The 23,626-nt window shown below is 67.7% G+C and carries 31 protein-coding genes; 12 read left to right on the top strand and 19 right to left on the bottom strand.

The annotated features are described in order from the left end of the window. Positions 1 to 42: 42 nt before the first annotated feature. The 3 genes from WG901_RS08805 to WG901_RS08815 form a co-directional block, all read right to left on the bottom strand. Positions 43 to 1,551 carry a class I adenylate-forming enzyme family protein gene (locus WG901_RS08805; RefSeq protein WP_339586692.1) on the bottom strand — a complete coding sequence of 503 codons (1,509 nt, stop codon included), beginning with the start codon at positions 1,549 to 1,551 and terminating at the stop codon, positions 43 to 45. 153 nt (positions 1,552 to 1,704) lie between these two features. Beyond that, positions 1,705 to 2,748, bottom strand: a complete 1,044-nt coding sequence (locus WG901_RS08810; RefSeq protein WP_339586693.1) for a rod shape-determining protein — start codon at positions 2,746 to 2,748, stop codon at positions 1,705 to 1,707. Positions 2,749 to 2,882: 134 nt separating this feature from the next. After that, complete coding sequence (locus WG901_RS08815; protein WP_339586694.1) at positions 2,883 to 3,785, bottom strand: LysR family transcriptional regulator; 903 nt, start codon at positions 3,783 to 3,785, stop codon at positions 2,883 to 2,885. A 105-nt stretch (positions 3,786 to 3,890) separates the two neighbouring features. Between WG901_RS08815 and WG901_RS08820 the strand changes: the two genes are divergently transcribed. The 4 genes from WG901_RS08820 (at position 3,891) to WG901_RS08835 (ending at position 5,825) form a co-directional block, all read left to right on the top strand. Then, positions 3,891 to 4,589, top strand: coding sequence for a pirin family protein (locus WG901_RS08820; RefSeq protein ID WP_339586695.1), 699 nt, complete (start codon positions 3,891 to 3,893; stop codon positions 4,587 to 4,589). A gap of 77 nt (positions 4,590 to 4,666) precedes the next feature. Further along, the gene (locus tag WG901_RS08825; protein ID WP_339586696.1) at positions 4,667 to 5,260 is read left to right on the top strand and encodes a nitroreductase family protein; all 594 of its coding nucleotides are present in this window, start codon (positions 4,667 to 4,669) and stop codon (positions 5,258 to 5,260) included. A 152-nt stretch (positions 5,261 to 5,412) separates the two neighbouring features. Continuing rightward, entirely contained in the window at positions 5,413 to 5,595 is a 183-nt protein-coding gene (locus WG901_RS08830; protein WP_339586697.1) for a hypothetical protein, read from the top strand. A gap of 8 nt (positions 5,596 to 5,603) precedes the next feature. Continuing rightward, positions 5,604 to 5,825, top strand: a complete 222-nt coding sequence (locus tag WG901_RS08835) for a hypothetical protein (RefSeq protein ID WP_417602606.1) — start codon at positions 5,604 to 5,606, stop codon at positions 5,823 to 5,825. A gap of 57 nt (positions 5,826 to 5,882) precedes the next feature. Here WG901_RS08835 and WG901_RS08840 read toward each other — a convergent pair whose 3' ends face one another. The 9 genes from WG901_RS08840 to WG901_RS08880 all read right to left on the bottom strand — a co-directional run bounded on the left by WG901_RS08840 (position 5,883) and on the right by WG901_RS08880 (position 12,161). Further along, a complete protein-coding gene (locus tag WG901_RS08840) occupies positions 5,883 to 6,311 on the bottom strand; it encodes an MAPEG family protein (protein WP_339586699.1) in 429 nt (142 codons plus the stop codon). A gap of 250 nt (positions 6,312 to 6,561) precedes the next feature. Beyond that, positions 6,562 to 7,092, bottom strand: coding sequence for a YegJ family protein (locus tag WG901_RS08845; protein WP_339586700.1), 531 nt, complete (start codon positions 7,090 to 7,092; stop codon positions 6,562 to 6,564). Beyond that, positions 7,086 to 7,283, bottom strand: coding sequence for a hypothetical protein (locus tag WG901_RS08850; RefSeq protein ID WP_339586701.1), 198 nt, complete (start codon positions 7,281 to 7,283; stop codon positions 7,086 to 7,088). Before WG901_RS08850 ends, WG901_RS08845 begins: the two co-directional genes overlap by 7 nt. A 122-nt stretch (positions 7,284 to 7,405) precedes the next feature. Continuing rightward, the gene (locus WG901_RS08855; protein WP_339586702.1) at positions 7,406 to 8,362 is read right to left on the bottom strand and encodes an endonuclease/exonuclease/phosphatase family protein; all 957 of its coding nucleotides are present in this window, start codon (positions 8,360 to 8,362) and stop codon (positions 7,406 to 7,408) included. Positions 8,363 to 8,449: 87 nt separating this feature from the next. Continuing rightward, positions 8,450 to 8,683 carry a hypothetical protein gene (locus tag WG901_RS08860; protein ID WP_339586703.1) on the bottom strand — a complete coding sequence of 78 codons (234 nt, stop codon included), beginning with the start codon at positions 8,681 to 8,683 and terminating at the stop codon, positions 8,450 to 8,452. Between the two features lie 73 nt (positions 8,684 to 8,756). Then, positions 8,757 to 9,011 (bottom strand): DUF1294 domain-containing protein, encoded by a 255-nt coding sequence (locus tag WG901_RS08865; protein WP_339586704.1) that lies wholly within the window; start codon positions 9,009 to 9,011, stop codon positions 8,757 to 8,759. Between the two features lie 45 nt (positions 9,012 to 9,056). After that, complete coding sequence (locus tag WG901_RS08870; protein ID WP_339586705.1) at positions 9,057 to 9,932, bottom strand: RelA/SpoT domain-containing protein; 876 nt, start codon at positions 9,930 to 9,932, stop codon at positions 9,057 to 9,059. 241 nt (positions 9,933 to 10,173) lie between these two features. After that, positions 10,174 to 11,232 (bottom strand): ribonucleotide-diphosphate reductase subunit beta, encoded by a 1,059-nt coding sequence (locus WG901_RS08875; protein ID WP_339586706.1) that lies wholly within the window; start codon positions 11,230 to 11,232, stop codon positions 10,174 to 10,176. 176 nt (positions 11,233 to 11,408) lie between these two features. Then, complete coding sequence (locus WG901_RS08880; RefSeq protein ID WP_339586707.1) at positions 11,409 to 12,161, bottom strand: glutathione S-transferase family protein; 753 nt, start codon at positions 12,159 to 12,161, stop codon at positions 11,409 to 11,411. Between the two features lie 107 nt (positions 12,162 to 12,268). Between WG901_RS08880 and WG901_RS08885 the strand changes: the two genes are divergently transcribed. Beyond that, positions 12,269 to 12,451, top strand: a complete 183-nt coding sequence (locus tag WG901_RS08885) for a hypothetical protein (protein WP_339586708.1) — start codon at positions 12,269 to 12,271, stop codon at positions 12,449 to 12,451. On the opposite strand, the gene WG901_RS08890 is transcribed toward WG901_RS08885, so the two are convergent. The 3 genes from WG901_RS08890 to WG901_RS08900 are packed head-to-tail and all read right to left on the bottom strand — an operon-like array spanning position 12,448 to position 14,147. Continuing rightward, the gene (locus WG901_RS08890) at positions 12,448 to 12,888 is read right to left on the bottom strand and encodes a cupin domain-containing protein (protein WP_339586709.1); all 441 of its coding nucleotides are present in this window, start codon (positions 12,886 to 12,888) and stop codon (positions 12,448 to 12,450) included. The two genes, WG901_RS08885 and WG901_RS08890, sit on opposite strands and share 4 nt — an antisense overlap. Before the next feature lie 19 nt (positions 12,889 to 12,907). Then, positions 12,908 to 13,378: a cupin domain-containing protein gene (locus WG901_RS08895; RefSeq protein ID WP_339586710.1), complete on the bottom strand. Its 471-nt coding sequence runs from the start codon at positions 13,376 to 13,378 to the stop codon at positions 12,908 to 12,910. Next, positions 13,371 to 14,147: a glutathione S-transferase family protein gene (locus WG901_RS08900; protein WP_339586711.1), complete on the bottom strand. Its 777-nt coding sequence runs from the start codon at positions 14,145 to 14,147 to the stop codon at positions 13,371 to 13,373. The genes WG901_RS08895 and WG901_RS08900 overlap by 8 nt, the downstream gene beginning before the upstream one ends. A 74-nt stretch (positions 14,148 to 14,221) precedes the next feature. Here WG901_RS08900 and WG901_RS08905 point away from each other — a divergent pair, with 74 nt between their 5' ends. Both WG901_RS08905 and WG901_RS08910 read left to right on the top strand, forming a co-directional pair. Beyond that, positions 14,222 to 14,932, top strand: coding sequence for an alpha/beta fold hydrolase (locus WG901_RS08905; RefSeq protein ID WP_339586712.1), 711 nt, complete (start codon positions 14,222 to 14,224; stop codon positions 14,930 to 14,932). Between the two features lie 132 nt (positions 14,933 to 15,064). Further along, the gene (locus tag WG901_RS08910; protein ID WP_339586713.1) at positions 15,065 to 15,451 is read left to right on the top strand and encodes a DUF2171 domain-containing protein; all 387 of its coding nucleotides are present in this window, start codon (positions 15,065 to 15,067) and stop codon (positions 15,449 to 15,451) included. A 92-nt stretch (positions 15,452 to 15,543) separates the two neighbouring features. On the opposite strand, the gene WG901_RS08915 is transcribed toward WG901_RS08910, so the two are convergent. Both WG901_RS08915 and WG901_RS08920 read right to left on the bottom strand, forming a co-directional pair. Next, entirely contained in the window at positions 15,544 to 16,596 is a 1,053-nt protein-coding gene (locus WG901_RS08915; protein WP_339586714.1) for a hypothetical protein, read from the bottom strand. 86 nt (positions 16,597 to 16,682) lie between these two features. After that, entirely contained in the window at positions 16,683 to 17,291 is a 609-nt protein-coding gene (locus WG901_RS08920; RefSeq protein ID WP_339586715.1) for an HNH endonuclease, read from the bottom strand. A gap of 303 nt (positions 17,292 to 17,594) precedes the next feature. Between WG901_RS08920 and gluQRS the strand changes: the two genes are divergently transcribed. The 5 genes from gluQRS to WG901_RS08945 all read left to right on the top strand — a co-directional run bounded on the left by gluQRS (position 17,595) and on the right by WG901_RS08945 (position 20,591). Then, positions 17,595 to 18,449 carry a tRNA glutamyl-Q(34) synthetase GluQRS gene (gene gluQRS, locus WG901_RS08925; RefSeq protein ID WP_339586716.1) on the top strand — a complete coding sequence of 285 codons (855 nt, stop codon included), beginning with the start codon at positions 17,595 to 17,597 and terminating at the stop codon, positions 18,447 to 18,449. Next, positions 18,446 to 18,667, top strand: coding sequence for a hypothetical protein (locus WG901_RS08930; RefSeq protein WP_339586717.1), 222 nt, complete (start codon positions 18,446 to 18,448; stop codon positions 18,665 to 18,667). Before gluQRS ends, WG901_RS08930 begins: the two co-directional genes overlap by 4 nt. Positions 18,668 to 18,671: 4 nt before the next feature. After that, positions 18,672 to 19,241 carry a cob(I)yrinic acid a,c-diamide adenosyltransferase gene (locus tag WG901_RS08935; protein WP_339586718.1) on the top strand — a complete coding sequence of 190 codons (570 nt, stop codon included), beginning with the start codon at positions 18,672 to 18,674 and terminating at the stop codon, positions 19,239 to 19,241. Between the two features lie 87 nt (positions 19,242 to 19,328). Next, positions 19,329 to 20,198: a 3-hydroxyacyl-CoA dehydrogenase family protein gene (locus WG901_RS08940; protein ID WP_339586719.1), complete on the top strand. Its 870-nt coding sequence runs from the start codon at positions 19,329 to 19,331 to the stop codon at positions 20,196 to 20,198. A 51-nt stretch (positions 20,199 to 20,249) separates the two neighbouring features. Beyond that, positions 20,250 to 20,591 (top strand): hypothetical protein, encoded by a 342-nt coding sequence (locus WG901_RS08945; RefSeq protein WP_339586720.1) that lies wholly within the window; start codon positions 20,250 to 20,252, stop codon positions 20,589 to 20,591. A 12-nt stretch (positions 20,592 to 20,603) separates the two neighbouring features. Here the strand turns inward: WG901_RS08945 and WG901_RS08950 are convergent, their stop codons facing one another. Together WG901_RS08950 and mutS are read right to left on the bottom strand one after the other, a co-directional pair. Beyond that, positions 20,604 to 20,825: a hypothetical protein gene (locus WG901_RS08950; RefSeq protein WP_339586721.1), complete on the bottom strand. Its 222-nt coding sequence runs from the start codon at positions 20,823 to 20,825 to the stop codon at positions 20,604 to 20,606. A gap of 23 nt (positions 20,826 to 20,848) precedes the next feature. Then, a complete protein-coding gene (gene mutS, locus WG901_RS08955) occupies positions 20,849 to 23,467 on the bottom strand; it encodes a DNA mismatch repair protein MutS (protein WP_339586722.1) in 2,619 nt (872 codons plus the stop codon). Positions 23,468 to 23,626: the final 159 nt, after the last annotated feature.

The raw sequence follows: 23,626 nt of genomic DNA on the forward strand, positions 1-23,626 counted from the left end.
GCAGCAGCGCCATCGGTGCGGTGCAATCCGCGGTGTTGCGCGTCACCGTGCCTCCTTCGCGCCCGCCCGCTCGCGATCGGCCTCGGCAGATGCCAATTCCGCCACGTATTCGTAGCTCTGGGGCGCCTTGTGCGCGGCCAGATGCTGCTTGGCGTGGGCGCGTAGTGCGGTGTCCATGCCGGCAGCGTCGACCCCCGGCCGGAGTTGGACGATCGCGTGGACGCGGCGGTTCCACTCGGGATCGGGCAGTCCGATCACTGCGACGTCGGCAACGTCCGAGTGCTGGAGCAACGCCGCCTCGACCTCGCTGACAAAGACATTGCCACCGCTGGCCAAGGCATCGTCGCCACGATCGGTGATGTAGAGATAGCCGTCGAGATCGACGCGGCCGTGGTCGCCGCTCGAGGTCCAGCCGCCGGGAAGCCGATGGGTCTCGTCCTCGGCGACATATTTGAAGCTGTCGCCGGTGCCGCCGAGCGGCCGGAAGAACAGCTCGCCCTCCTCGCCCGGCGGCACGGTATGGCCTTCGGCATCGACCACCAGGGTCTCGACCCCGCTCGGCCTGCCGACGCTGCCCGGATGCTGCAGCCATTCGTCGCCACGCAGAAAGGCGGCGGCGACGCCTTCGGACATGCCGTAGCCGAGCTTGATCGTCTCGGGGCTGGTCAGTTCGATCAGCGCGCGGATCGCCCAGTCGGGTGTGGCGCCGGCGCCGAGGATCACGTTCTCGATGGAGGTCAGGTCGCGATCCTGGATCGTCGGGCTCTTGAGCAAACGCACCGTGATCGCCGGCACCAGCGCGACGAAATTCACCCGCTCACGCTCGACGAGGTCGAGGAACTGCTCGGGCTCGAAGCGCTCCATGACGATGACGCGGAAGTCCTCGGTCAGCGCGCGGAACAGCAGCGCGAAACCCTGCATGTGATAGAGCGGCGTGCAGACGAGATGCACCGGATGGCGGTGGTGCGTGTTGTCGGCAAAGCTCGAACGGCCGCCGACCAGACCCATGCCGCTGGCGCTGCCGAGCGCGGTGGTGACCTTCGGGGCGATCAAGGTCGGCGCGGTGCTCAGAGCCTCCGACGCGGTCATCCAGGCCGGCGCGGCGATCAGCGAGCAGGGCAGGCTCGCGGGATCGACCGGCGCGGCCTGGGCGATCGCGGCTGCGGCGATCTCGTCCTCGCCGATACCCGCCTCGGTGACGATCAACGCCGGATGCGCCATCGCCACGAGCTGCGCGCGTTCGCCCGCGGTCAGGTCCCAGCGGATCGGTGCGACTGTGGCCCCCAGCCGCCAGGCCGCGAGCGCGGCGAGGACGAAGGGCACCGAATTGGGCAGCTGGATCGCGACCGTGCAGCCCAGCGTCACCCCGCGTTCGGCGAAAAGGCGCGCCACGCCCGCCGAGCGCCAGGCAATATCCCGCCAGGTGAGAACTTCGCGGTGGCCGCTCGCCGGCGACTTGCCCGCCATGATGAGCGCGGTGACATCGGGATGCTCGCGCGCGATCTGGTCGATCCGGTCCAGCCAGCTGCCCAGCGGCGTGGTTTCGTCCATGTCCGTCTCCTGACATCGACCTCCCTGACGTCCGGCGACTCCGCGCTGTTTTCTATCAGTGATCCGACGGCATGGGCAAAGCAGTCAGCACCGTCAACGCGGATCACCCCCGTTCTGGAGGTTCGCGCGCGACGGTGCTCCGCGAGCCGAAGATCAGGCCGCGTGCAGAACGCAGTGGTAAGAGGAATCCTCGAGCGCACGGCCCGCGCCGAGCGCGACGCAGTCGAGCGGGTTCTCGGCCACGCGCACCGGCAGCCCGGTCTCCTTCGAAAGCACCGTGTCGATCTCGGCGAGCAAGGAGCCGCCGCCGGTCATGATGATGCCCGCGTCGATGATGTCGGCGGCGATCTCGGGCGCGGTGCTTTCGAGCGCGGTGCGCACGATCTCGATGATCGCACCGAGCGGTTCAGCCAGGGCCTCGAGCACTTCGGCCTGGTTGATCTCGATCTCCCGCGGCACGCCGCGGGCGACATCGCGGCCCTTGATGAAGGTCTTGATCGCAGGCTTCGACTTGCCGATCCGTGCCGTGCCGATCTCCTTCTTCACGCGCTCGGCCGTGGCCTCGCCGATCATCAGGTTGTGCGTACGGCGCACATGCGAGGAGATCGCCTCGTCCATCTTGTCGCCGCCGACGCGGACCGATGTGCTCAGCGTCATGCCGCCGATCGATATCACCCCGACTTCGGTCGTGCCGCCGCCGATGTCGACCACCATCGAGCCGATCGGATGGGTCACGGGCAGGTCGGCACCGATCGCCGCAGCCATCGGCTCGTCGATCAGCCAGACCTTGCGCGCGCCGGCGTTCGAAGCCGCATCGCGGATCGCGCGGCGTTCGACCTGGGTCGAGCCCGAGGGCACGCAGATGACGATCTCGGGCCCCGAGCGCATACGCCCGCGTCCGCCCTGCGCCTTCTGGATGAAGTGCTTGATCATCTGCTCGGCGACTTCGAGGTCGGAGATGACGCCGTTGCGCAGCGGACGGATGGCCTTGATGTTGTCGGGGGTCTTGCCGAGCATCAGTTTGGCGTCGGCGCCCACGGCAATGACCTTGGGGATGCCGTTGATGGTCTGGATCGCGACGACCGAAGGCTCGGCCAGGATCACGCCCTCATCCTTGACGTAGACGACGGTGTTGGCGGTGCCCAGATCGATCGCGAGATCGCAGGGCGAAAAAGAAAACCTATTGAATAGCGACATTTGTGCGCGAACCCGTCCCAACTTGCATCTTGCCCCCGGAACGACCTTCACGGCGCCCGACAGGGGCACAAGCGCCACGCGCCGGGGAGAAGGCTTGAAGCGACGAGCCGAGGAACGTTTCGCCGAAGCGTGCCCTAGGGTTGGCCGAGACGCGCATCCTGAAAGGCCGAGAGCATCCAGAAGGCCGCCGGTCCCGGCACGCGATCGCGGCGCCACAGCGCGCTGAGCTGGAAGTCGAACCGCGGGCCCTCGGGCACGTCGAGATGGACCAGCGCGCCCTTGGCCAGATCGTCGAGAATCATGTGACGCGGCATGTTGCCCCAGCCGAGCCCCTCGCGCAGCAGGACGTGCTTGGCGCCAAGGTCGGCGAGCCGCCACGAATGCGGGCTCAGCACCGAGAAGTCGCGTCCCGCGGTCAGCGGCGAACGATCGGTCAGCACCAGCTGGAAATGCTTGCGCGTCTCGCCCGGCGGGATCGTCTGCATCTGCGCCAGGGCATGGCTCGGCGCGGCGACGGGGATCAGTTCGACCGAGCCGATAGCCTGGCGCTCGACCTCGGGGCAGTCGGCCGCGACCGGGCCGCCGATGGCGATATCGGCCTGCCCGTCGATCACCAGCGCCGCCACCGCCCCGAGCGCCTCGACGTGGAGCCGCAGCGGCACGGTCGGGAACATGCGCTGGAACTCGCGCAGGATCCGCGCGATCGCATCGCCGGGCACCATGACGTCGACCGCCAGGGACAGCTCGGACTCGAGCCCCTGCTGCAGGCTGCGGACCTTGGCGACGAGCGCGTCGACGTCGTTCGCCACGGCGCGCGCCTCGGCCAACAGCGCCTGGCCCTCGGGCGTGAGCTGCGGCTTGCGCGAGCCTTCGCGGGAGAACAGCGAGACGCCGAGCTGCCCCTCGAGCTGGCCGATCGCATAGGAGACCACCGAGATCGCCCGCCCGAGGCGCTGCGCCGCGCGGTTGAAGCTGCCCTCCTCGGCGACGGTCAGGAAAACGCGGAGTTGATCGAGGCTAGGCTGGCCGACATCCATCTATTCGACTTTCTGGAACATCTTGGCCGATTTTATCCCAATTCTTCCGAGGGACGACAAGGCCTATCTCCACCTCAACAGGTTCACTCCTTCAGGAGACAGCAGATGATCGAACTCCGCCCCTTCGCCAGCCTCGGCGCCGCCAACCACGGCTGGCTCGACGCGCACCACCACTTCTCGTTCGGCGGCTACCACGAGCCCGCCCGCACCAACTGGGGCCGGCTGCGCGTGTGGAACGACGATACCATCGCCCCGAAGTCCGGCTTCCCGCCGCACCCGCACAGCGACATGGAAATCATCACCTATGTCCGCAAGGGCGCGATCACCCACAAGGACAGCCTCGGCAACGAAGGCCGCACCGAAGCGGGCGACGTCCAGGTGATGAGCGCGGGCAGCGGCATCCAGCATGCCGAATACAACCTCGAGGACGAGGAGACGACCTTGTTCCAGATCTGGGTCCTGCCCGACGGTCGCGGCGGCGAGCCGAGCTGGGGTGCGCAGCCCTTCCCCAAGGACGACCGCGCCGGCAAGTTCGTCACGCTCGCCTCGGGCATCGCGGGCGACGACGGCGCGCTGCCGATCCGCAGCAACGCCCGCGTCGTCGGCGCGACGATCAGGGCCGGCGACAGCGTCACCTACCCGCTGACCGCCGACCGCCACGCCTATCTCGTCCCCGCCACGGGCAAGATCCGCGTGAACGATGTCGAGGCGAATGCCCGCGACGGCGTTGCCGTCACCGGCGTCGAGAGCATCACGCTGACCGCGCTCGAGGACAGTGAGATCGTCCTCGTCGACGCGGCCTAACGAAGCCCCCCCGGCCCCTCCCCTTTCCCTCCCCCGCGGGGAGGGGCCACCCCCTGCTCAATTTCAGGAGTTCCGCCATGACCACCCGCACCGCCCATCCCAAGGTCCACCAGGTCTTCGTCGACCGCTGGTCGCCGCGCGCCTTCGACGAGAGCGCGATCCCCGACGAGGATCTCGAAGCGATCTTCGGCGCCGCCGGCCTCGCGCCTTCGGCCTTCAACTACCAGCCGTGGAAGTTCCTCTACGCGCGCCGCGGCGATGCCAACTGGGACCGCTTCCTGTCGCTGCTGATCCCGTTCAACCAGTCGTGGGCCAAGGACGCGGGCGCGCTCGTGTTCATCGTCTCGGACACCAAGCACCGCAAGGACGCCAACGCCTCTGGGGACGATCACGCCGACTTCTACAGCCACTCGTTCGATGCCGGCGCGGCCTGGGCGCAGATGGCGCTGCAGGCGAGCCTGCTCGGCTATCATGCCCACGGCATGACCGGCCTCGAGTTCGACAAGGCGCGCGCCGAGCTCGGCCTGCCCGACGACATCCGGCTCGAAGCCGCGGTCGCGATCGGTCGCCGCGATGCGCCCGAGCGGCTCCCCGAAGGCCTGCGCGGCGGCGAAGTGCCGAGCCCGCGCAAGCCCGTCGCCGAGATCGCTCTGGCCGGCAACTACCGCTGATCCCCCTGCCCCGGCGCGCCGCGACGCGCCGGGGAATGCCTTGCTTTTCGGGCAGTTCGCCCCCATATCGAGGTTACCGCGCGCATTCGACCTCGTAGGCGCTCGCGGCCGAGAGACCATCGCGCTCCCGCTTACGCTCCGGGAGCCCAGCCGTGGACCTCAACGAACTCTTCTTCCGCCATCAGATCGCCGTGATGCGCGTTCACAGCGCGCCCGACTGCGCCGAGCGCCACCGCCTCGGCGGCCTGGCCGACGGCATCGCCTCGCGCATCGGCCAGCTCCAGCAGCGGCTCGGTGCCTTCGGCACGCCGCTCGTGCGGAGTGCGGCACTGTGAGCCGGGCCATGAACGTCCAGCTTCCCGAGGCCGAAGTCGTCGCGCTCTGCGCGAAGGCCGAGGTCGAGATCAGCGCGATCGAGACGCTCGCCTCGGGCGGCACCCATGTCGTCGCGGTCACGCCCGACGGCGGCGCAGTGATGCGGCGGATCTTCGCCAAGCACCTGATCACCGGCCAGGTGAAGCGCTTCGCCTTCATGCATCCGCGACCGGCGCCGCTGACGCACTGACCGAGCCTTAGCTCCGGACCGACGGCCTCGCGTGCGGACGCGAGGCCGTTTCCGCGTTCAGAGCTTGCCCAGGATCGCGACGCCCAGCGTCACCCACAGCGCGAGCATGAACAGCACGCCGAGCACGAAGGCGCCGCCGCGGTGGCCCGGGTTGTTGTAGGTCACGTGGACCGCGCTCTGCACCACGCGCGCGGCGACGTAGCCCCAGGCGAAGACCAGCACCCAGGTCGAGACCACGCCGAGCACGAAAGCGGTCAGGCAGGCGGCGTAGAACAGGGTCGGCAGCTCGAACAGGTTGCCGTAGTGGCGCACCGCGGCGACGGTCGGCTCGGGCTCGGGCGTGCCCAGATGCGCCTTGTAGTAGTTGGGATCGTGGCCGCCCTTGACCGCCGCGCCGCGCGCAGCGCCCATCTTGAGGAAGGCGGCGAAGGTCAGCGCGACGATGACGAGCATCGGCACGAAGATCGAGACCTGGTTGGTGAGCATCCGGCATTTCCCCCTTGTTTCCAGCGGCCTCCCCGCCGCCGGTGCCGACCATGCCCGCCCTTGCCCGTCCAGGCAATCGCTGCGCGGCGCTCGGGGCCCATAGGCTCCGCGCGGGGCACGCAGAGGCCGCAGCGAGGGAGCGATCCCGGCGGAGCGCCCATCCCCATTGCCCCGCCGTCCGCGGCGCCGGGCAGCGACCTTGCCCTGGCGCGCGGCCCCGTTGCGGCCCCTGCATGCCCCGCGCCGGCGATCAGGGCGGCGGCTTGGCGGCCGACAGGCGTCGGCGCGGGGTGGCCCAACCGAAGGCTTCGCGGATCTGGCGCGCCTCGTCGGGGGCGAGCTGCGAGAGCAAGGCCCGCGTGGTGAAGTGGCCCTGCATCACGCCGGCCCCGTCGCGGTAGGCCCAGTCGCTGACCGCGCTCAGCGGCACGGTGACCCGCTGGCCCAGGCGATAGCCGCGCGCCTGCGGATTGTTGGCGAGCCGCCCGGTCAGGCTCTCGCCGCGGCGCACGACCTGCTCGACCCAGATATGCTCCCAGCCCTCGAGCGGGTACTTGAAGCTGAGGTCGCGCGCGCCCGCCGGCGGCGCGGCGAGCACGGCGAGGAAGCTGGGCAGGGTCCGCCGCGCCTTGGCCTTGGCGGCGTTCATCCGCCGGTCGTCGGTGCGGACGTCGACGGTTGCGTCGGGCTCGGCGCGCGGCTCGGCGGCGGCGGCGGGCGGGGTCGACAGGAGCGCGGCCAGGGCCAGCGCGGGCGGCAGCATGGGAGTCAGGTTCAGCATGGCACCTCCTCGATCTTCGCGTCGGTCATGCAGTGGTGGCAGAAGGCGTAGTCGAAGGTCGCGCGCAGCGCCCATTGCTGCGCCTCGGCATCCCAGGCCGCCCAGGCATCGCGCGTGACCTCGTCCGAGCCGCATTGGCCGCAGACCATGCGGACCTTTTCGATGCTATCCCTGGTGGTCCCTTCGCCCATCGGCTGCACTCCCACTGACCGGGGAAGCATGCCGCATCGCTCCGCGCGCACAATCCGGGAACCCCCGTGATTGGTCCGAAACCGTCCAAACTCGGCGCGTCAGCGACGCCCCCGCCGGCCCGCTAGCCCCCGCGCTTGCGCTGGATCAGCTGGTCGAGCACGGCGCCGTCGATGTCGGTGTTGATCTGGATCCACAGCGGCAGGTGGTCGGACATCTGGTAGGTGAACTGGTCCTTGGTCAGGTCGGGGAACAGCGGCTTGTGATCGCCCTTGTAGAAGTCGAGCACGCCGCCCTTGTCGGTGAAGCTCTCGTCGAAGCGGGCGAAGTGGAGAATCTGGTCGTAGCGCTTGTCGCGCGCGAGGTTGGTGCCGAAATCGTCGTGGAGCAGCGCGCGTGGCAGCTTGAGCCCGGTCGAGGTCAGCGCCTTGAAGGTCGGGTGGTCGCGCGCGGGAATGTTGAAATCGCCCATGACGAGGACGTCCTGGTCCTCGCTGAACTTGCTCTTGATCTTGGCCTCGAGCCAGTTGGCCAGCCCCTGGATCTCGACGCCATGCTCGGCCTCGCTCTTGCCCCAGCGGACGTGGGTGGTGAAGGCGAGGAAGTCGAAATTGCCCGCCTTGAACGCGGCGACATAGGGCAGCCGCCACCACGAGGTCTCGGGCAGGTATTCGGCGCCCTTCTTGACCCGCGGCGGGAAGGCCTGGGCGGCCATGCCGTTGAAGGTGCAGGCGCGCTTGTCGAACAGGTAGCAGATCCGCTCCCAGTTGCCGCCGTAGTCGCGGATCGCGTCCGAATAGACGACGTCCCAATAGGGCCCGAGGATCGGCAGGATGCGCTGCAGGTCCTGCAGGTTCTCGTTGAGCTCGACCAGGCCGACGAGATCGAACTGGCCGATCACCTCGGCGATGTAGTGGATCGCCGCCGCACTGCGCCGCTTGGTGCCGAATTCGCGCACGTTCCAGGTGGCGACGTTGAGCGTCTCGTCGAGCTTCGAGGGCGGGATCGCCGCGGCCTCGATGCGGCTGCGCAGGGTGCGCAGGCCTTCGGCGATGTCGAGCGGGAGGTTGCCGTGGAACATGGGGGCCGGATCCTTGCTAGGGCCGCGCGCAAGGCGACGAAAGTGACATAGGTGACAAAAGTGACAGGGGGGCAAGCCCGCGCCGTGTCACCTTCTGCGGCGCGCGGTGTGCAGGCGACGCGCCAGCACCGCCACGCCATCCCAGATCGCCGCGAACTCCGGATCGAGCCGCGCGCGCAGGCGATAGGCCGATTGCCGGCTCATCCCCACTTTCGCGGCCGCCGCGGAGACCGAGGCGGTCGCGGCCAGGGCCTCGATGAAGGCGACCGTCTTCTCGTCGGTCCAGTGATAGGCGGGGCTGAGGCGGCGGCGGGCGGGCATGGGGCGACCATGACAGAGGCGCGGCCTGTAGGAAAATGGCGGTAGCCTGCGGCCTAGCCGCGCCGATCGCGGCTCATCGCGTCACGGCCCAGGCGAGGGCACCGGCCAGCAGCAGGAGCTGAAACGCGGCCACGGCGTGGAGCCGGCGGGAGAACGGCTGCTTGCGCGTCTTGTGGCGAAACAGGGCCCGGCCGACATAGGCGCCCGGCGTCCCGCCGAGCGCGGCGAACCACAGCAAGGTCGATTCCCGCACCCGACGGCGCTGTGCCTCGGCCAGCGTCTTGTCGATGCCGAAGGCGGCGAAGGTGATGAAGTTGATCGTGGCCATCACAGTGAATAGATTATACCAGAACGACAACGCGACCTACAACACCTAAGGCCCAACCCAACGACGAACAGCATTCGTGAATACAGTGGTGTCCAAAAAGTAGTTTGGGTACGTCTTTCTGAGAGCATCAATGGAGTCGACCGACACCAAAACCGCCTCGTCTCCATCATCTGCGCTAAGTGATCTTTCCACTTTTAGATAGTCATCGGACGCCGCCTTGCTGGCCGCCTCCATATACCCCGTAACACTGAGGCGTCCTGCGTCGGGGCGCAATTCCAGCAGGTAATATCTTGCTCTTTTCGCAGATTTTTCAACAACTTGAATCATTTTACTATAATTATCTAGTCGCTGGATAGGCCTCAACGTTCGAGCCAACTTTCTAATTTCGCGAGAAAGCGCCATCTCGCTTTTAGGGGTATTCGGAACAGGTCCGCACCCCTCTTCAATTGCAATTGCAGATCCCATTAAACGAAAAAATTGAAGCCAGTCATCTTCGCCTTGACTGGACTTCAAGGCCTGACGAATCAAAGTCCCCACCACCTCAACTGATGTCGCCCAAGCATGCTGAAGTTGCGACCTTATCTGAAGTTCTATTTTCAGATCATTATAGGTTTCTTTTCTATCAGAAAAATACCTATAGACTAAATGGATTCCTCTATACCCAGATGTTTTTGGACTTATAATATAATCATCTTCGGATGAAAGCTTATGCTTAATATCGCTAGATTTAAAGTCACTGACAAGCGCATTTACAAGTTTTACATCTTTAAGAATTGCACGACACCCTCCGATGTCCTGCATTTGCGACAGCTTCATACTGGGGAAACGAGAAAGTTTGTGCTCAATAGAGGATAGTCTCTTAATTCTTTGAGCAATCAAACATTCATCATCCAACGCACGCCCCTTACGACGCAAATTCATTTGGAAGGTATTGAGAGGAAATGCGTGAGAAGCGCGCCAATTGTTGATAACGCCAAGCGAGTCTAGATACTCAGAAATCCCTCCTCGCGCGCCCTCCAATAAACTCTTTCCAGCCTTGTAACTATGGAACGTTCATTCTCCGGAACAGCCCAAGCCATTTCCCACCCCACACCGAAACTTTAACAAGCTCCCCGATTTAACGTCAGGTAAATCAGCGACAGCATTCAAAATTTTCCAGATCTCACTCCGCCGCGATCCCCGCCTTGGCGAACATGTCCGGCCCTTCGACCTCGCCCGTCTCGTTGGCGGCATCCGAGCCCTTGGCCTTGCGGCGCTGGTCGAAGCTCGACCAGACGGTCTGCCAGTCGCCCTTGGTCGCGCCCTTCGAATATTCGGTCGCGCGCGTCTCGAAGAAGTTGGCGTGCTCGACGCCGTTGAGCAGCGGCGTCAGCCAGGGCAGCGGGTGCTCCTCGATCATGTAGATCTCGGGCAGGCCGAGCTGGCCCAGGCGCCAGTCGGCGATGTAGCGGATGTAGCGCTTGATCTCCTTGGCGCTCATGCCGGGGACCGGGCCCTGCTCGAAGGCGAGATCGATGAAGGCGTCCTCGAGCCGCACGGTCTTCTGGCAGCAGTCGATGATATCTTCCTTGACCGCCTTGGTCAGGCAGCCGCGTTCCTTGGTGAAGGTGTGGAACAGCTTGATGATGCCCTCGCAGTGGAGGCTCTCGTCGCGGACCGACCACGAGACGATCTGGCCCATGCCCTTCATCTTGTTGAAGCGCGGGAAGTTCATCAGCATCGCGAAGCTCGCGAAGAGCTGGAGCCCTTCGGTGAAGCCGCCGAACATGGCGAGCGTGCGCGCGATGTCCTCGTCGTTGTCGACGCCGAAGGTCTGCAGGTAGTCGTGCTTGGCCTTGAGCTCCTCGTATTCGAGGAACATGCCGTACTCGCTCTCCGGCATGCCGATCGTGTCGAGCAGGTGCGAATAGGCGGCGATGTGCACGGTCTCCATGTTGGAGAAGGCCGCGAGCATCATCTTGATCTCGGTCGGCTTGAACACCCGCGCGTATTTCTCGTGGTAGCAGTCCTGCACCTCGACGTCGGCCTGGGTGAAGAAGCGGAAGATCTGCGTCAGCAGGTTGCGCTCGTGGTCGCTGATCTTCTGCGCCCAGTCGCGGCAGTCCTCGCCGAGCGGCACTTCCTCGGGCATCCAGTGGATCTGCTGCTGCCGCTTCCAGAACTCGTAGGCCCAGGGATATTCGAAGGGCTTGTAGGTCTTGCGGGCTTCGAGAAGAGGCATCTGGAGCGACCTTTCGGATCGGACGGCTGTGTCTGTAAGCGATTCGGCCCCTGTTCTCCAGGCGTTCCGGCGTGAACCGGCACCCGCGGGACTGCGGCCGAACACCCTACATAGTGTTTCGCGCGGCCGCTCGCCACAGGATGTGGCGGTTATCAACACCTGCGAAGGCGCATTCGCTACATCTGCTGGACGGCGGTGAAATCGGTCTCGGGCACGGTCTCGGTGCGACCGAAGAAGCGGTCGAGATCGGCGCGCGAGGCCTGCTTGCGCGTGGCGTTGGCGACTTCGTCGAAGGCTTCGGCGACGCGCGCCATCGCGCGCTGGCTGGCCGGGCGCGCGGCGATCTTCTCGCGCCAGGCGATCAGCGCCGGATAGTCGGCCGGGTCGAAGCCGTGGCGCTCGACGTACCAGGCCCAGGGCTGGGTCGCCATGTCGGCGATCGAATAGGCGTCGCCGGCGATCCACTCGCGGCTCTGCAGGCGCTCGTCGAGCAGGCGGTTGAGCTTCGCGGCGACGGCGGCGTATCGCGCCTTGGCGTAAGGCGCGGTCTCGGGCGGGGCGATGTTGAAGTGGTTCACCTGGCCGAGCATCGGGCCGTAGTTCGCCATCTGCACCATCAGCCACTGCATGACCTCGGCGCGCTGCGGCTGCGCGGTCGGCAGGAACTTGCCCTCGCGCTCGGCCAGCCAGAGCAGGATCGCGCCCGATTCGAACAAAGCCCCCATCTTTCCATTTTGGCCGAGCTTGGGGTCCTCGAGCACGGGCACCTTGCCGAGCGGGTTGAGCGCGAGGAATTCGGGCTCGAACTGCGCCTGGGCGAAGACCGCGGTGTGCCTGAGCTCGTAGTCGAGCCCGCATTCCTCGAGCATCAGGATCACCTTGACGACATTGGGGCTCTGCATGCCGTGGAGGACGAGTTTCTCGGACATTTAGGACGGACGCCTTTCCCGTTGCGGCGACGCGCGGAACCGCGCCGCTCTGCCTGTGGTTACAGGTAGGATGGCCGCCGCGCGGCCTTTAGCCAAGGAGATATGCCATGGGCGAATACGAACCCGAGGACTCGCGCAACGTCACGGGCACGGCCTCGACCCCCGACGGCCGCTGGACCAATGTCGACGGCGCCCCGCCCAAGGCCGACGGCAGCCAGCCCGAGCCGAGCGAGCGCGAGGAAGTCATCGGCAAGAAGGAAGACAAGCCCGTCGAAGAGGAACGGATCTAGACCGTTCGCCCCTTGCCTACAGGGAGGGCCGGCACCGTGACCGAGGCGAAGACCGCGGTTTCGGTGCCGTCGTTGCGCCAGCCGTGGATCACGCCGCGGTCGACGATCAGGTCGCCGGCGCGCAGGGTGAGCTCGCCGGTCTCGAGCGCCAGCACGACCTCGCCGGCGATTATCACGAGGTAGTCGATCGTGTCGGTGGCGTGCAGGAAAGCGCTGCCGGGCAGGCCGGGCGGCAGTTCGGTCAGGATGAAATTGACCCCGCCGTCGTGAAGCAGATCCATGCCGTAGGGCACGGCGGCGTCGGCCGCGCCGCTGTTGTCGGCGGGCAGGCTGTTGCGCCAGATCAGGTTGGCCGCGGGCTGGTGGCGCGGCACCTCGCCGTCGAACACGACGCAAGACCTGCCCTCGGCATTGAGCCCGGTAACCACCCGCCGCATCGGCCCTGCCCCTTATCGCCTATATCGTCCGGCCCTTCCCTACCGGATAGGCGGGCAGGTTGACCACCACCGCGACGCAGGGCTCGTCGTGCGGGTTGCGCCAGCCGTGGAGCACGCCGCGATCGACCACGCAGTCGCCCGCACCGAGTTCGATCTCGCTCTCCTCGAGCACGAGGATCACCCGGCCCGAGAGGATCACCAGATAGTCGATCGTGTTGGTCGCGTGCATGATCTCGGGCGTGTGCGGGCGGAACTGGCAGATCACGAAGTTCGAACCCGGATTGTGCAGCATCGCCGTGTCGTAGGGCGCGACCGTATCGGCAGCGCCGCTGTTGTCGGCCGGGTGGCCATGGGTGCGCCAGACGACCGCCGCGGCCGAATCGTCGTGATGCGGAATCGGGCCGTCGAAGAGGACGGTGCTGCGGCCCAGCGCGTCGAGACCCGTGACGACGCGCCGCCTGCTCAGGTCAGCCCCTTTCTGGTCAGCCATGTCCCTTCCTTTCCCGTTCGGATTCGATCTGGCCGTTATGTGCAGCAGCAGCCTGCGCGCTCGGCGCGCGAATGTGAAGCCCCTGAAACATTTCATTTTCTTGCATCGTCGCGGCGGCACGGTCGGCGGTGTCCTGCTGGGCCCAGGCGGCGATGACGCGGTGCGCGCGCGCGATCGCCGGCCGCGCCTCGATCGCCGCGCGCCAAGCGGTCAGGTTCGGATATTCGGCGGGGTCGAGGCCGTAGCGCTTGAGCCGCTTGGCCCAGGGATAGGTCGCCATATCGGCGATCGAATAGGCCCCGCCGCCGAGCCACTGCGCCTCGCCGAGCCGGCGTTCGAGCGCCGCGAAGATCTGCGCCATGCCCCGCCGCGCGCGCCCCGCGGCGTAGTCCTGCCCCTCCAGCAGCCGGTAGTGCGAATGCTGGCCGAAGACCGGGCCGACCTGGCTCATCTGCAGCATCAGCCATTGCAGCACCGCCCACCGCGCCGGGCCTGCGGCGGGATAGAACTGCGGCGCATAGGTCTCGGCGAGATAGATCAGGATCGCCCCCGATTCGAAGATCGGCTGCGCGCCCGCGGGGCCGTCGGGATCGACGATCACCGGCACCTTGGCCATCGGACTGAGCGCGAGGAAGCTCTCGTCGAACTGGCGCCCGCGGAACACCGCGACATGCTCGGTGCGATAGGGCAGGCCGATTTCCTCGAGCAGGATCGCGACCTTGCGCGCGTTGGGGCTCGACATGCCGTAGAACGTCAGCGGCTGACCCATGTTGTTCCTCACCGATTGACAGGCTTCCCGCCGCCTGCTCGCTTCGCTGGCGATAACAGAAGAGGAGAGAGGCCATGGCAAGCTTCGTGCTGATCCCCGGCGCCATGCACGGGCGCTGGACCTGGGACCGGATCGTCCCGCGGCTCGAAGCCGCCGGCCACAGCGTGATCGCGCCCGACCTGCCGGGCATGGGCACCAACCAGACGATCTCGGTCGAACGCGTCACCCTGGCCAACTGGGGCGACTTCGTCGCCGAGACCGTCCGCGCCGCGCCAGGGCCGGTGGTGCTCGTCGGGCACAGCCGCGGCGGGCTCGTCATCGGCGAGGCGGCCGAGCGCGCGCCCGATCGCATCGCCGGGCTGGTCTACGTCACCGCGCTGATCGTCCCGCCCGGGCAGAGCCTGGCCGAGGTCACCGGCCACCGCCCCGATCCCGACGCGCCGCCGCTGGCGCCCGAAGCGCTCGCCGCGATCGCCAAGGCGCAGTTCTATTCGGGCTGCAGCGACGCGGATGCCGCCTGGGCGCTGGCGCGGCTCCACCCCGAACCGCTCGGCGTGATGCACGAGCCCGCGACGGTGACCTGGGAGCGCTGGGGCAAGGTGCCGCGCGCCTTCATCGAATGCAGCGAGGATGCGACGGTCTCGCTCGCCAAGCAGCGCGCCATGCAGGCGGCGGCGCCCTGCGATCCGGTGCTGACCCTGACCGCCGATCACTCGCCTTTCCTCTGCGCGCCCGAGGCGCTGACCGAGGCGCTGCTCGAGGCCGCCGCACGGTTCGTCGCCTGAGCATCTGCGGCCCGTCTCATCGCGATCGAAGCGAGCCGAATGCCTGGAACGGAATGCCCCGCCGCAGGGTTGCCCGAGTACCCCCTCGCCGAGAGGCATCCCCCGCCTCGCGGCCCATTCCGGAGAAGATCGATGGCAGACAACCGCAACCAGCAGGACCAGCAGAACCGCCAGCCGCAGCAGAGCCAGAGCGGCGTCAGCCCGCTCGGCGATTCGGACGCCGCGCGCAGCAGCGGCCAGCAGCAGCAGTTCGACCAGACCGGCGGCCAGCAGTCGGGCGGCGGCGGCAACGACCGCTTCGCCGACCAGATCCGCGAGCATCAGGAAGTGATCGACGATGCCGGCCAGCACGTCGGCACGGTCGATCACGTCGATGGCGATCGCATCAAGCTCGCGCGCTCGGATTCGAGCGACGGCGAACACCACTACGTCTCGTTGAGCCAGGTCGCCGGCATCGAAGGCGACAAGATCCGTCTGCGCGAACGCGGCGACAACGATTTCGGTCAGGAAGCCGGCTGACCGACAACCAAGCTTAGCCGACCCGCGGGGTCGTCACGCCGGAACGCTCCTCCTCGCGAGGGGCGTTTTGCGTGGGGCAGAAGATCGGCGGCTCACCAGTGCGCGCGCATCGCCATCATCACCTGGCTGCGGTGGCCCGCGAAGGCGCTGGCCGGGCGCAGCCAGGCCTGACCGTCGCTCTCGGCGTGGAGCACTTCGACGAGCGCGGCGAGCTGCGGGCCGATCTGGCGCCGCGCGGCAAGAGTCACGGCCCAGCCGGCCTCGTCGTCGGCAAGGCCGGCGCTGCCCGCGTTGCGCGTCTTGTAGAGATCGACGCGCGCCGACAGGGCGGTGTGCGCGAGGCGGCGCGTGACCATGCCGTAGGCGGCGCGGAAGCGCATATCGATCCAGTCGTCGCCGCCCATGCGCTCTCCCAGACGCGTGCGCCCGGCCAGCGCCTGCGCGCGCAACTCCCAGCCGCGACCGACGTCGGCGACCAGGCCGAGCGCGTCGAAGGTCGTGCGTCGGCCCCATTCGCGATTCCCGCCGGCGACCGCAGGATCGGCACTGCTGTCGAAATGCATGAGTTCTGCGCGGACCGGCACGGGCGCGGTCCAGGCGAGCTTGCCGTAGAAGCCGGGGCGCTTGAAGGCGCCGGGCGCGAAATCGAGCAGCGGATGACCATAGCGCGGCTGGACATAGTCGATGACTTCGCCCGAAAGCGGTGTCGGCTGGCGGAACTGCGCGAGGCTCGCGGTCGCGGTCGGTGCGGTCGGCACTTTGCCGAGTTCGACCCCGCCGATCGTCGCGGCGAAGACGTGTCGGCCTAGCCGACGCTTGCCCGTCAACTCGAAGCGGACGAGCGTGGCATCCTCGCGCCAGCCACCGCCGATCGCAGGCGCCACCGCCTCGCCGAAGGTCCAACTCGCGGCGGCGCGCTCGACCGGGATCGGCCGGTAGGTGCGCAGGGCGCGCGTCGACAGGCGCAGCGGCGCAGCCTCACGGTCCATGTCCGCCTGGATTTCGTTGGGGGTTTCGAGCATGTCGAGCGCCGCGAAATCGGACGTCCGGCTGCCGGCCGATGCCACCGACGGCAGCCAGGCGAGCGCAGCCGCCCATGCGAGCGCTCCCGCGCGCCAACCCCAATGCGACAATGCCCGACCCATGCGATCGGGTCATAGCGAAGACAGGTTAATCGGAGCCTAGGATCGCCCTCGGCGCAGGGCCTTAGAGCGAAAGAAAAACGCCCGAACTAAGCCTCGAGCTCGACGTCCCAATAGAGCCAGTCGCGCCAGCTCTCGTGCAGGTAATTCGGCGGAAAACCGCGGCCGCGCTCCTGCAATTGCCAGTTGGTCGGGCGGATCGGCTCGATCAGCAAGGGCATCCGCGCCTGCCGCGGGGTGCGCCCGCCCTTGCGCATGTTGCAGGGCGCGCAGGCCGTCGCGACGTTTTCCCAGCTCGTCTGCCCGCCGAGGCGGCGCGGGACGACGTGGTCGAAAGTCAGGTGCTGCGGGCTGCCGCAATACTGGCAGGCGAAACGATCGCGCAGGAACAGGTTGAAGCGCGTGAAAGCGGGGAACTCGCTCGGCTTGACGAACTGGCGCAACGCGATGACCGAGGGCACCTGCATCGACCAGGACGGCGAGTGGACCACGCGTTCGTAGGAGGCGACGATGTCGACGCGCTCGAGGAAGATCGCCTTGATCGCGGTCTGCCAGGGCCAGAGACTGAGCGGATAGTAGGAGAGCGGGGTGTAATCGGCGTTGAGCACGAGCGCCGGACAGTCGGACAAATGCCGGGAGGGATCATCCCCCGCGCTGCGGAACCGGGCCGCGCGCTCTATCAGCTCCGACTTGAGCATGGCCTCCTGTCGCAGGCCGCTGTTGCGATTTGATGGCAACGCATGGGTGTTTTCTGAGCCTCGCCGAATTTGCCGTCAAGGCTGCTGCGCGAGAATCCACAGGTGGGAGGTAAAGAAGGAAAATGAGCCTCGCGCGCAGCCACGAAGACGCGATGAGGTCGTGGCCGCGGCAAAGCCGCCCTCATCCCCCGGCCTCATGACCGGCAATAGCGTTGCGACGCAGAAGCCTTCGGCCGCCGCCTGATATTCGTGTCTTCGTGCGAGAAAATTCCTTCCTTCTTCGACGCCTGCTAGGGCGACCGCATGCGCACGCGCTTCGCCCCCAGCCCCAACGGCTCGCTGCATGTCGGCCACGCCTATGCCGCCGTGGTCGCACACGATCTGGCGCGCGCGCGGGGCGGGGAGTTCCTGTTGCGGGTCGAGGACATCGACGGCACGCGCAGCCGGCCTGAATTGGCCGAGGAGCACCTCGCCGACCTCGCCTGGCTGGGTCTCGCCTGGGATGGCGAAGTCGTGCGCCAGTCGGCGCGGCTCGCGTCCTATGCCGCGGCGGGCGAGCGGCTCAAGACGCTGGGCCTGCTCTATCCGTGCCGCTGCACGCGCGCCGAGATCGCCGCGGCGGCGACCGCGCAAGGCCCCGACGGCGCGATCTATCCGGGCACCTGCCGGCATCGCGAGGTCGATCCCGCCGGGGATCTTGGGGGCGCCGCCTGGCGGCTCGACGTGGCGAAGGCGGCCGCGCTCGCCGGTCCGCTCGCCTGGGTCGACGAACGCGCCGGGCCGCAGGTCGCCACGCCCGAGGTGTTCGGCGACGTCGTCCTGCTGCGCAAGGAAGCGCCGGCCAGCTACCACCTCGCCGCGACGCTCGACGACGCCACCGACGGCGTGACCCTGGTCACGCGCGGCGCCGACCTCTTCGCCGCGAGCCACATACACCGGCTGCTCCAGGCGCTGCTCGATCTGCCCGTGCCCGTCTGGCATCACCACGGCCTGCTGGTCGAGCCCGACGGGCGCAAGCTCGCCAAGCGCCGCGGATCGCCCTCGCTGGCCGATCGCCGCCATGCGGGCGAAGACGGCGCGTCGCTGGCCCAAGCCCTGCGCGCGCATCGCTTCCCCGCTGGCATTTCGTTGTCACAAAGCCTAAATGAGGCGTCATGATCTACATCCTCATCCCCGCGCTGATCATCCTCATGGGCCTGACCCTGTTCAGCCTGCTCAAGGGCCTCAACGCCTTCCGCCAGGCGCTCGACGCCGACGTCGATCCCGAAGGCGCGCATCTGCTCCAGCTCAAGCAGAACAAGATGATGTGGGCGCGCATCAAGTATCAGGGCGCCGCGATCGCGATCGTCGTGATCCTGATGGCCGTCGCGCGCTAAACCTTTGGTCAAGCTCAACAAGATCTACACGCGCACCGGCGATGCCGGGACGACGGGGCTGGTCGACGGCTCGCGCCTCCCCAAGCATGCCGCGCGGATGGACGCGATCGGCGCGGTCGACGAAGCCAACAGCGCGATCGGCCTCGCGGTCTGCGCGCTGCCGGGCAGCCCGCACGCCGAAACGCTGACGCGCATCCAGAACGACCTGTTCGACCTGGGCGCCGACCTCGCGACTCCGGGCGGCGACTTCACGCCTTCGGCCATGAAGCTGCGGATCGTGCCGACCCAGGCCACCTGGCTGGAAACGGCGATCGACGCACTCAACGAGGATCTCGCGCCGCTCACCAGCTTCATCCTGCCCGGCGGCAGCGAAGCCGCCGCGCGTGTCCATGTCGCCCGCGCCGCCACGCGCCGGGCCGAGCGGGCGATGACCGCGCTCGCGGCCGAGGCGCCGACCAATCCGGCCGCGCTTGCCTATGTGAACCGGCTGTCCGACTTCCTGTTCGTGCTCGCTCGGGCAATCAACGCTGCCGGCTCGGGCGACGTCCTGTGGGTGCCCGGCCAGAATCGTTAATCGCCCGCTTAATGGAGAGCTAGCCAAGGCCCTTCGCTCGCGCTAAATCCCCGCGCAATTGCTGCGGGTGCGAAGAAGGAACGGAATATGTCTATCGTTGGCGTGATCGGTGCGGGCATGATGGGTCAGGGCATCGCCCAGACTTCCGCGCAATTTGGCCATCGGGTGCTGCTGACCGACATCTCCCTGGAGATCGCGGAAAAGGGCAAGGCCACCATCGCCAAGACGCTCGACAAGCTGGTCGGCCGCGGCAAGCTCGACGCCGCCGAAGCCAAGACGGTGCTTTCGCGCATCACGCCGGTCGGCGAATATGCCCCGCTGGGCGAGGCCGACATCGTCATCGAAGCCGCGACCGAGCGCGAAGAGATCAAGCACAAGATCTTCGAACAGGTCGTCTCGGTGCTGAAGAGCGACGCGATCCTCGCCTCGAACACCAGCTCGATCCCGATCACCCGCATGGCCGCGCGCGTGCCCGATCCCTCGCGCTTCATCGGCATGCACTTCTTCAACCCGGTGCCGGTCATGGGCCTGCTCGAGATCATTCCGGGCCTGCCGACCTCGGCCGAGACGACCGCCAAGGCGCGCGCCTTCGCCGAGTCGATCAAGAAGGAAGTCGTCCTCGCCGGCGACGAGCCGGGCTTCGTGGTCAACCGCATCCTCTGCCCCATGCTCAACGAGGCGATCTTCGTCCTGGGCGCGGGCATGGGTTCGATCGAGGACATCGACAAGGGCTGCCGCATCGGCCTCAACCACCCGATGGGCCCGCTGACCCTGGCCGACTTCGTCGGCCTCGACACGCTGTTCGAGATCATCAAGGTGCTCTACTCGACTACCGGCGACAGCAAGTACCGCCCGGCGCCGCTGCTGGTGAAATACGTCGAAGCCGGCTGGATCGGCCGCAAGGTCGGCCGCGGCTTCTACGACTATACCGGCGACGTCCCCGTCCCGACGCGCTGATCGGGGAACCTGTCCCTTCGCCGGCTCGTTGAGCGGGCGAAGGAGACTGCCATGACCGAAAACCCGCGCAAGTTCGACGGCCCCAAAAGTTTTGATGGGGAGGACCAGCAGACCGAAGGCCTGGCGCCCGAGAACCAGAACTCGGAGCAGGAAGACGCGGACAGCCAAGCGCAGACGCTGGCCGACGAAGCCCTGGGCCGCGGGTCCGGCGAATTCCCCAGCGAAGACAGCGAGAAGGTCTCGTCCGGCGACGACAGCGACGACGCCCAGGACCTCGTCGACAAGATGGAGCAGATGGTCTCCAGCGGCCGCATCGACAACGACGCCTTCCGCGGCGAACGCAACGACGATGACGAGGAAGACGGGCTCGGGGAGTCCGGCGAGGAGGACTGAGGCGCCCGGCGCTTAGGGCTTGTCCTTGGCCCACGGATTGACGTGCTTCTCGGCCGGTGCGGGCTGGCCTTGACCGACGAGCCCGGCCACCGCTTCGATCGCCTGCTGCTGCGCCGGATCGGTCTTCTCGCCCTGTTTGGGCACCGAGAACCAGACGCCGAGAAGCACGCTCGCGGCGAACCAGAGGGCACGCCACTTGCTACGGAAGACGGTGGTTATGCGCGGTCCGAACATGCGCGCAGCATAGCGCCGCGCGGTTAATGATCGGTGCCGGCCTCGCGCTTCAGGTCATAGAGCAGGTCGAGCGCCTCGCGCGGCGACAGGGCATCGACGTCGAGCCCGTTGAGGCGCTCGCGGATCGTGTCGAGCTTTTCCGAATCGGCTTCGAAGGCCGCGGCGAAGAGCGGCAGATCGCCGAGACCCGCGGCGAGCCCGCCCGTCTCGGCGCGACCCTTCTCGAGCCTGTCGAGCACGGTCTTGGCGCGTGACAACACCGCCGGCGAGACACCCGCGAGCCGCGCGACGGCGAGGCCGTACGACCGATCGGCCGGCCCTTCGGCGAGTTCGTGCAGCAGCACGAGATCGCCCTTCCACTCGCGCGCGCGGACGTGGTGGAGCGACAGCGCATCGCAGCTTTCGGCGAGCCGCGACAGCTCGTGGTAATGCGTCGCGAAGAGGCAGCGGCAGCGGTTGGTCTCGTGCACGGCTTCGACCACGGCCCAGGCCAGCGCCAGACCGTCGTAGGTCGAGGTGCCGCGGCCGACCTCGTCGAGGATCACGAAGGAGCGCTCGGTCGCCTGGGCGAGGATCGCCGCGGTCTCGACCATCTCGACCATGAAGGTCGAACGCCCGCGCGCGAGGTTATCCGAGGCGCCCACGCGGCTGAACAGGCGGTCGACCAGGCCGATCTTCGCCGTAGCCGCGGGCACGAAGCCGCCGGCCTGGGCGAGCAGCACGATCAGCGCGTTCTGGCGCAGGAAGGTCGACTTACCGCCCATGTTCGGGCCGCCGATCAGCCAGAGCCGGTCGTCGGGCGCGAGGCGGCAGTCGTTGGCGACGAAGCGCTCGCCCTTGAGCGCCAGCGCCGTCTCGACCACCGGGTGCCGGCCGCCGGCGATCTCGATGCAGGGATGATCGACGATCTCGGGCCGCGTCCAGCCGCCCTCGGCCGCGCGCTCGGCCTGGCCGGTCGAGACGTCGATCCGCGCCAGGGCCTCGGCCGTGGCGGCGATGGCGTGGCGCGCCTGGATCGCGGCGGCGACCAGTTCCTCGAAATGGGCTTCCTCGGCGGCGAGCGAATGGCCACCCGCCTCGGCGATACGGCTCGCCTCCTCGTGCAGCGCCAGGGCGTTGAAGCGCACGGCGCCGGCCATGGTCTGGCGGTGGGTGAAGCCAGAGTCGGGCTTCATCAGCGCGTCGCCATGCTTGGCAGGGACCTCGATGAAGTAGCCGAGCACGCCGTTGTGCTTGATCTTGAGCGCGGCCACGCCGGTCTGGTCGCGGTACTTGGCCTCGAGCGCGGCGATCGCGCGGCGCGCGTGACCCGAGGTGTCGCGCAGCGCGTCGAGCGCGGCGTCGTAGCCCTCGGCGATATAGCCGCCCTGCCCGCGCTCGGTCGGCGGCGACGGCACCAGCGCGCGCGCATAGAGATCGGTCAGCGCGCCGTGGCCGCCGAGGCTCGGCAGCAGCCGGTCGAGCAGCGCCGGCCGGTCGCCGAGCTTGAGCAGGTGATCGCGCACGCGCCGCGCCTCGGTCAGCCCGTCGCGCAATTGGCCCAGGTCGCGCGGCGAGCCGCGCCCCGCGACGACGCGACCGAGCGCGCGGCCGACATCGGGCAGCGCGCGGAGCACCGAGCGCAGATCGCCGCGCAGCAGGGCATTGCCATGGAGCCATTGCACGAGCTCGAGCCGCTCGGAGATCACGGCGAGGTCGGTCAGCGGCGCCGACAGGTCTTCCGACAGCTGGCGCGCACCCGCACCGGTGACGCAGCGGTCGATCGCATCGATCAGGCTGCCGCGCCGCCCGCCCTGGCTCGACTGGAGGATCTCGAGGCTGGCGCGCGTCGCCTCGTCCATCGCCAGATGGGCCTCGCCCGATCGCACCGCCGGCGGCAGCAGCAAGGGCAAAGTGCCGCGACCGACATGGTCGAGATAGGCGACGAGGCCACCGGCCGCGCCGAGCATCGCCCGCGTGAAGCTGCCGAAGCCGTCGAGCGTGGCGACGCCGTGGACGTCCTTGAGCCGTACCTCGCCCTGATCGCTGCCGAAATCGCGCGACGGCCGCGGGATCGCGTCGATCGGGACGCCCCCGTTTTCATTGGCGGTGAAGCCCTCGGGCACGACGACCTCGCTCGCGCCGACACGCGCCAGCGCCGCGCCGAGCCGGTCGGGCGCGCATTCCTCGAGCTCCATGCGCCCGGTCGAGATGTCGCAGGTCGCCACGCCGACGAGCCCGCGCACCTCGCAGACCGCGGCGAGCACGTTGGCGCGACGCGGTTCGAGCAGGGCCTCCTCGGTCAGGGTGCCGGCCGTGACGAAGCGGACGATGTCGCGCGCGACCAGCGCCTTCGAGCCGCCGCGCTTCTTGGCTTCCTCGGGCGTCTCGACCTGTTCGGCGATGGCGACGCGGCAGCCGGCCTTGATCAGCCGCGCGAGATAGCCCTCGGCCGAATGCACGGGCACGCCGCACATCGGGATCGGCGCGCCGCCATGCTCGCCGCGGCTGGTCAGCGCGATGTCGAGCACCTGCGCCGCGGTCCGCGCATCGTCGAAGAACAGCTCGAAGAAGTCGCCCATGCGATAGAACAGCAAGCAGTCCTCGGCCTGCGCCTTGAGCGCGAGGTACTGGGCCATCATCGGGGTCACGGGCGCGGACATGGTGCTGCGGTAGCGCCCAGGCCGGCGATTCGGAATGGCGGTGCGCCCGGCTTTCCCCCAAAATGGCCGCGCAACATCACTGCTTCGCGAGCGGTAAATAATTTTCGATTATTACCGAAGCGAAACGCGCAACCCCCTATCGCCGGGGCTTAACATTGG

Source organism: Novosphingobium anseongense, from assembly GCF_037482895.1.
Classification (GTDB): Bacteria; Pseudomonadota; Alphaproteobacteria; order Sphingomonadales; family Sphingomonadaceae; genus Novosphingobium; species Novosphingobium anseongense.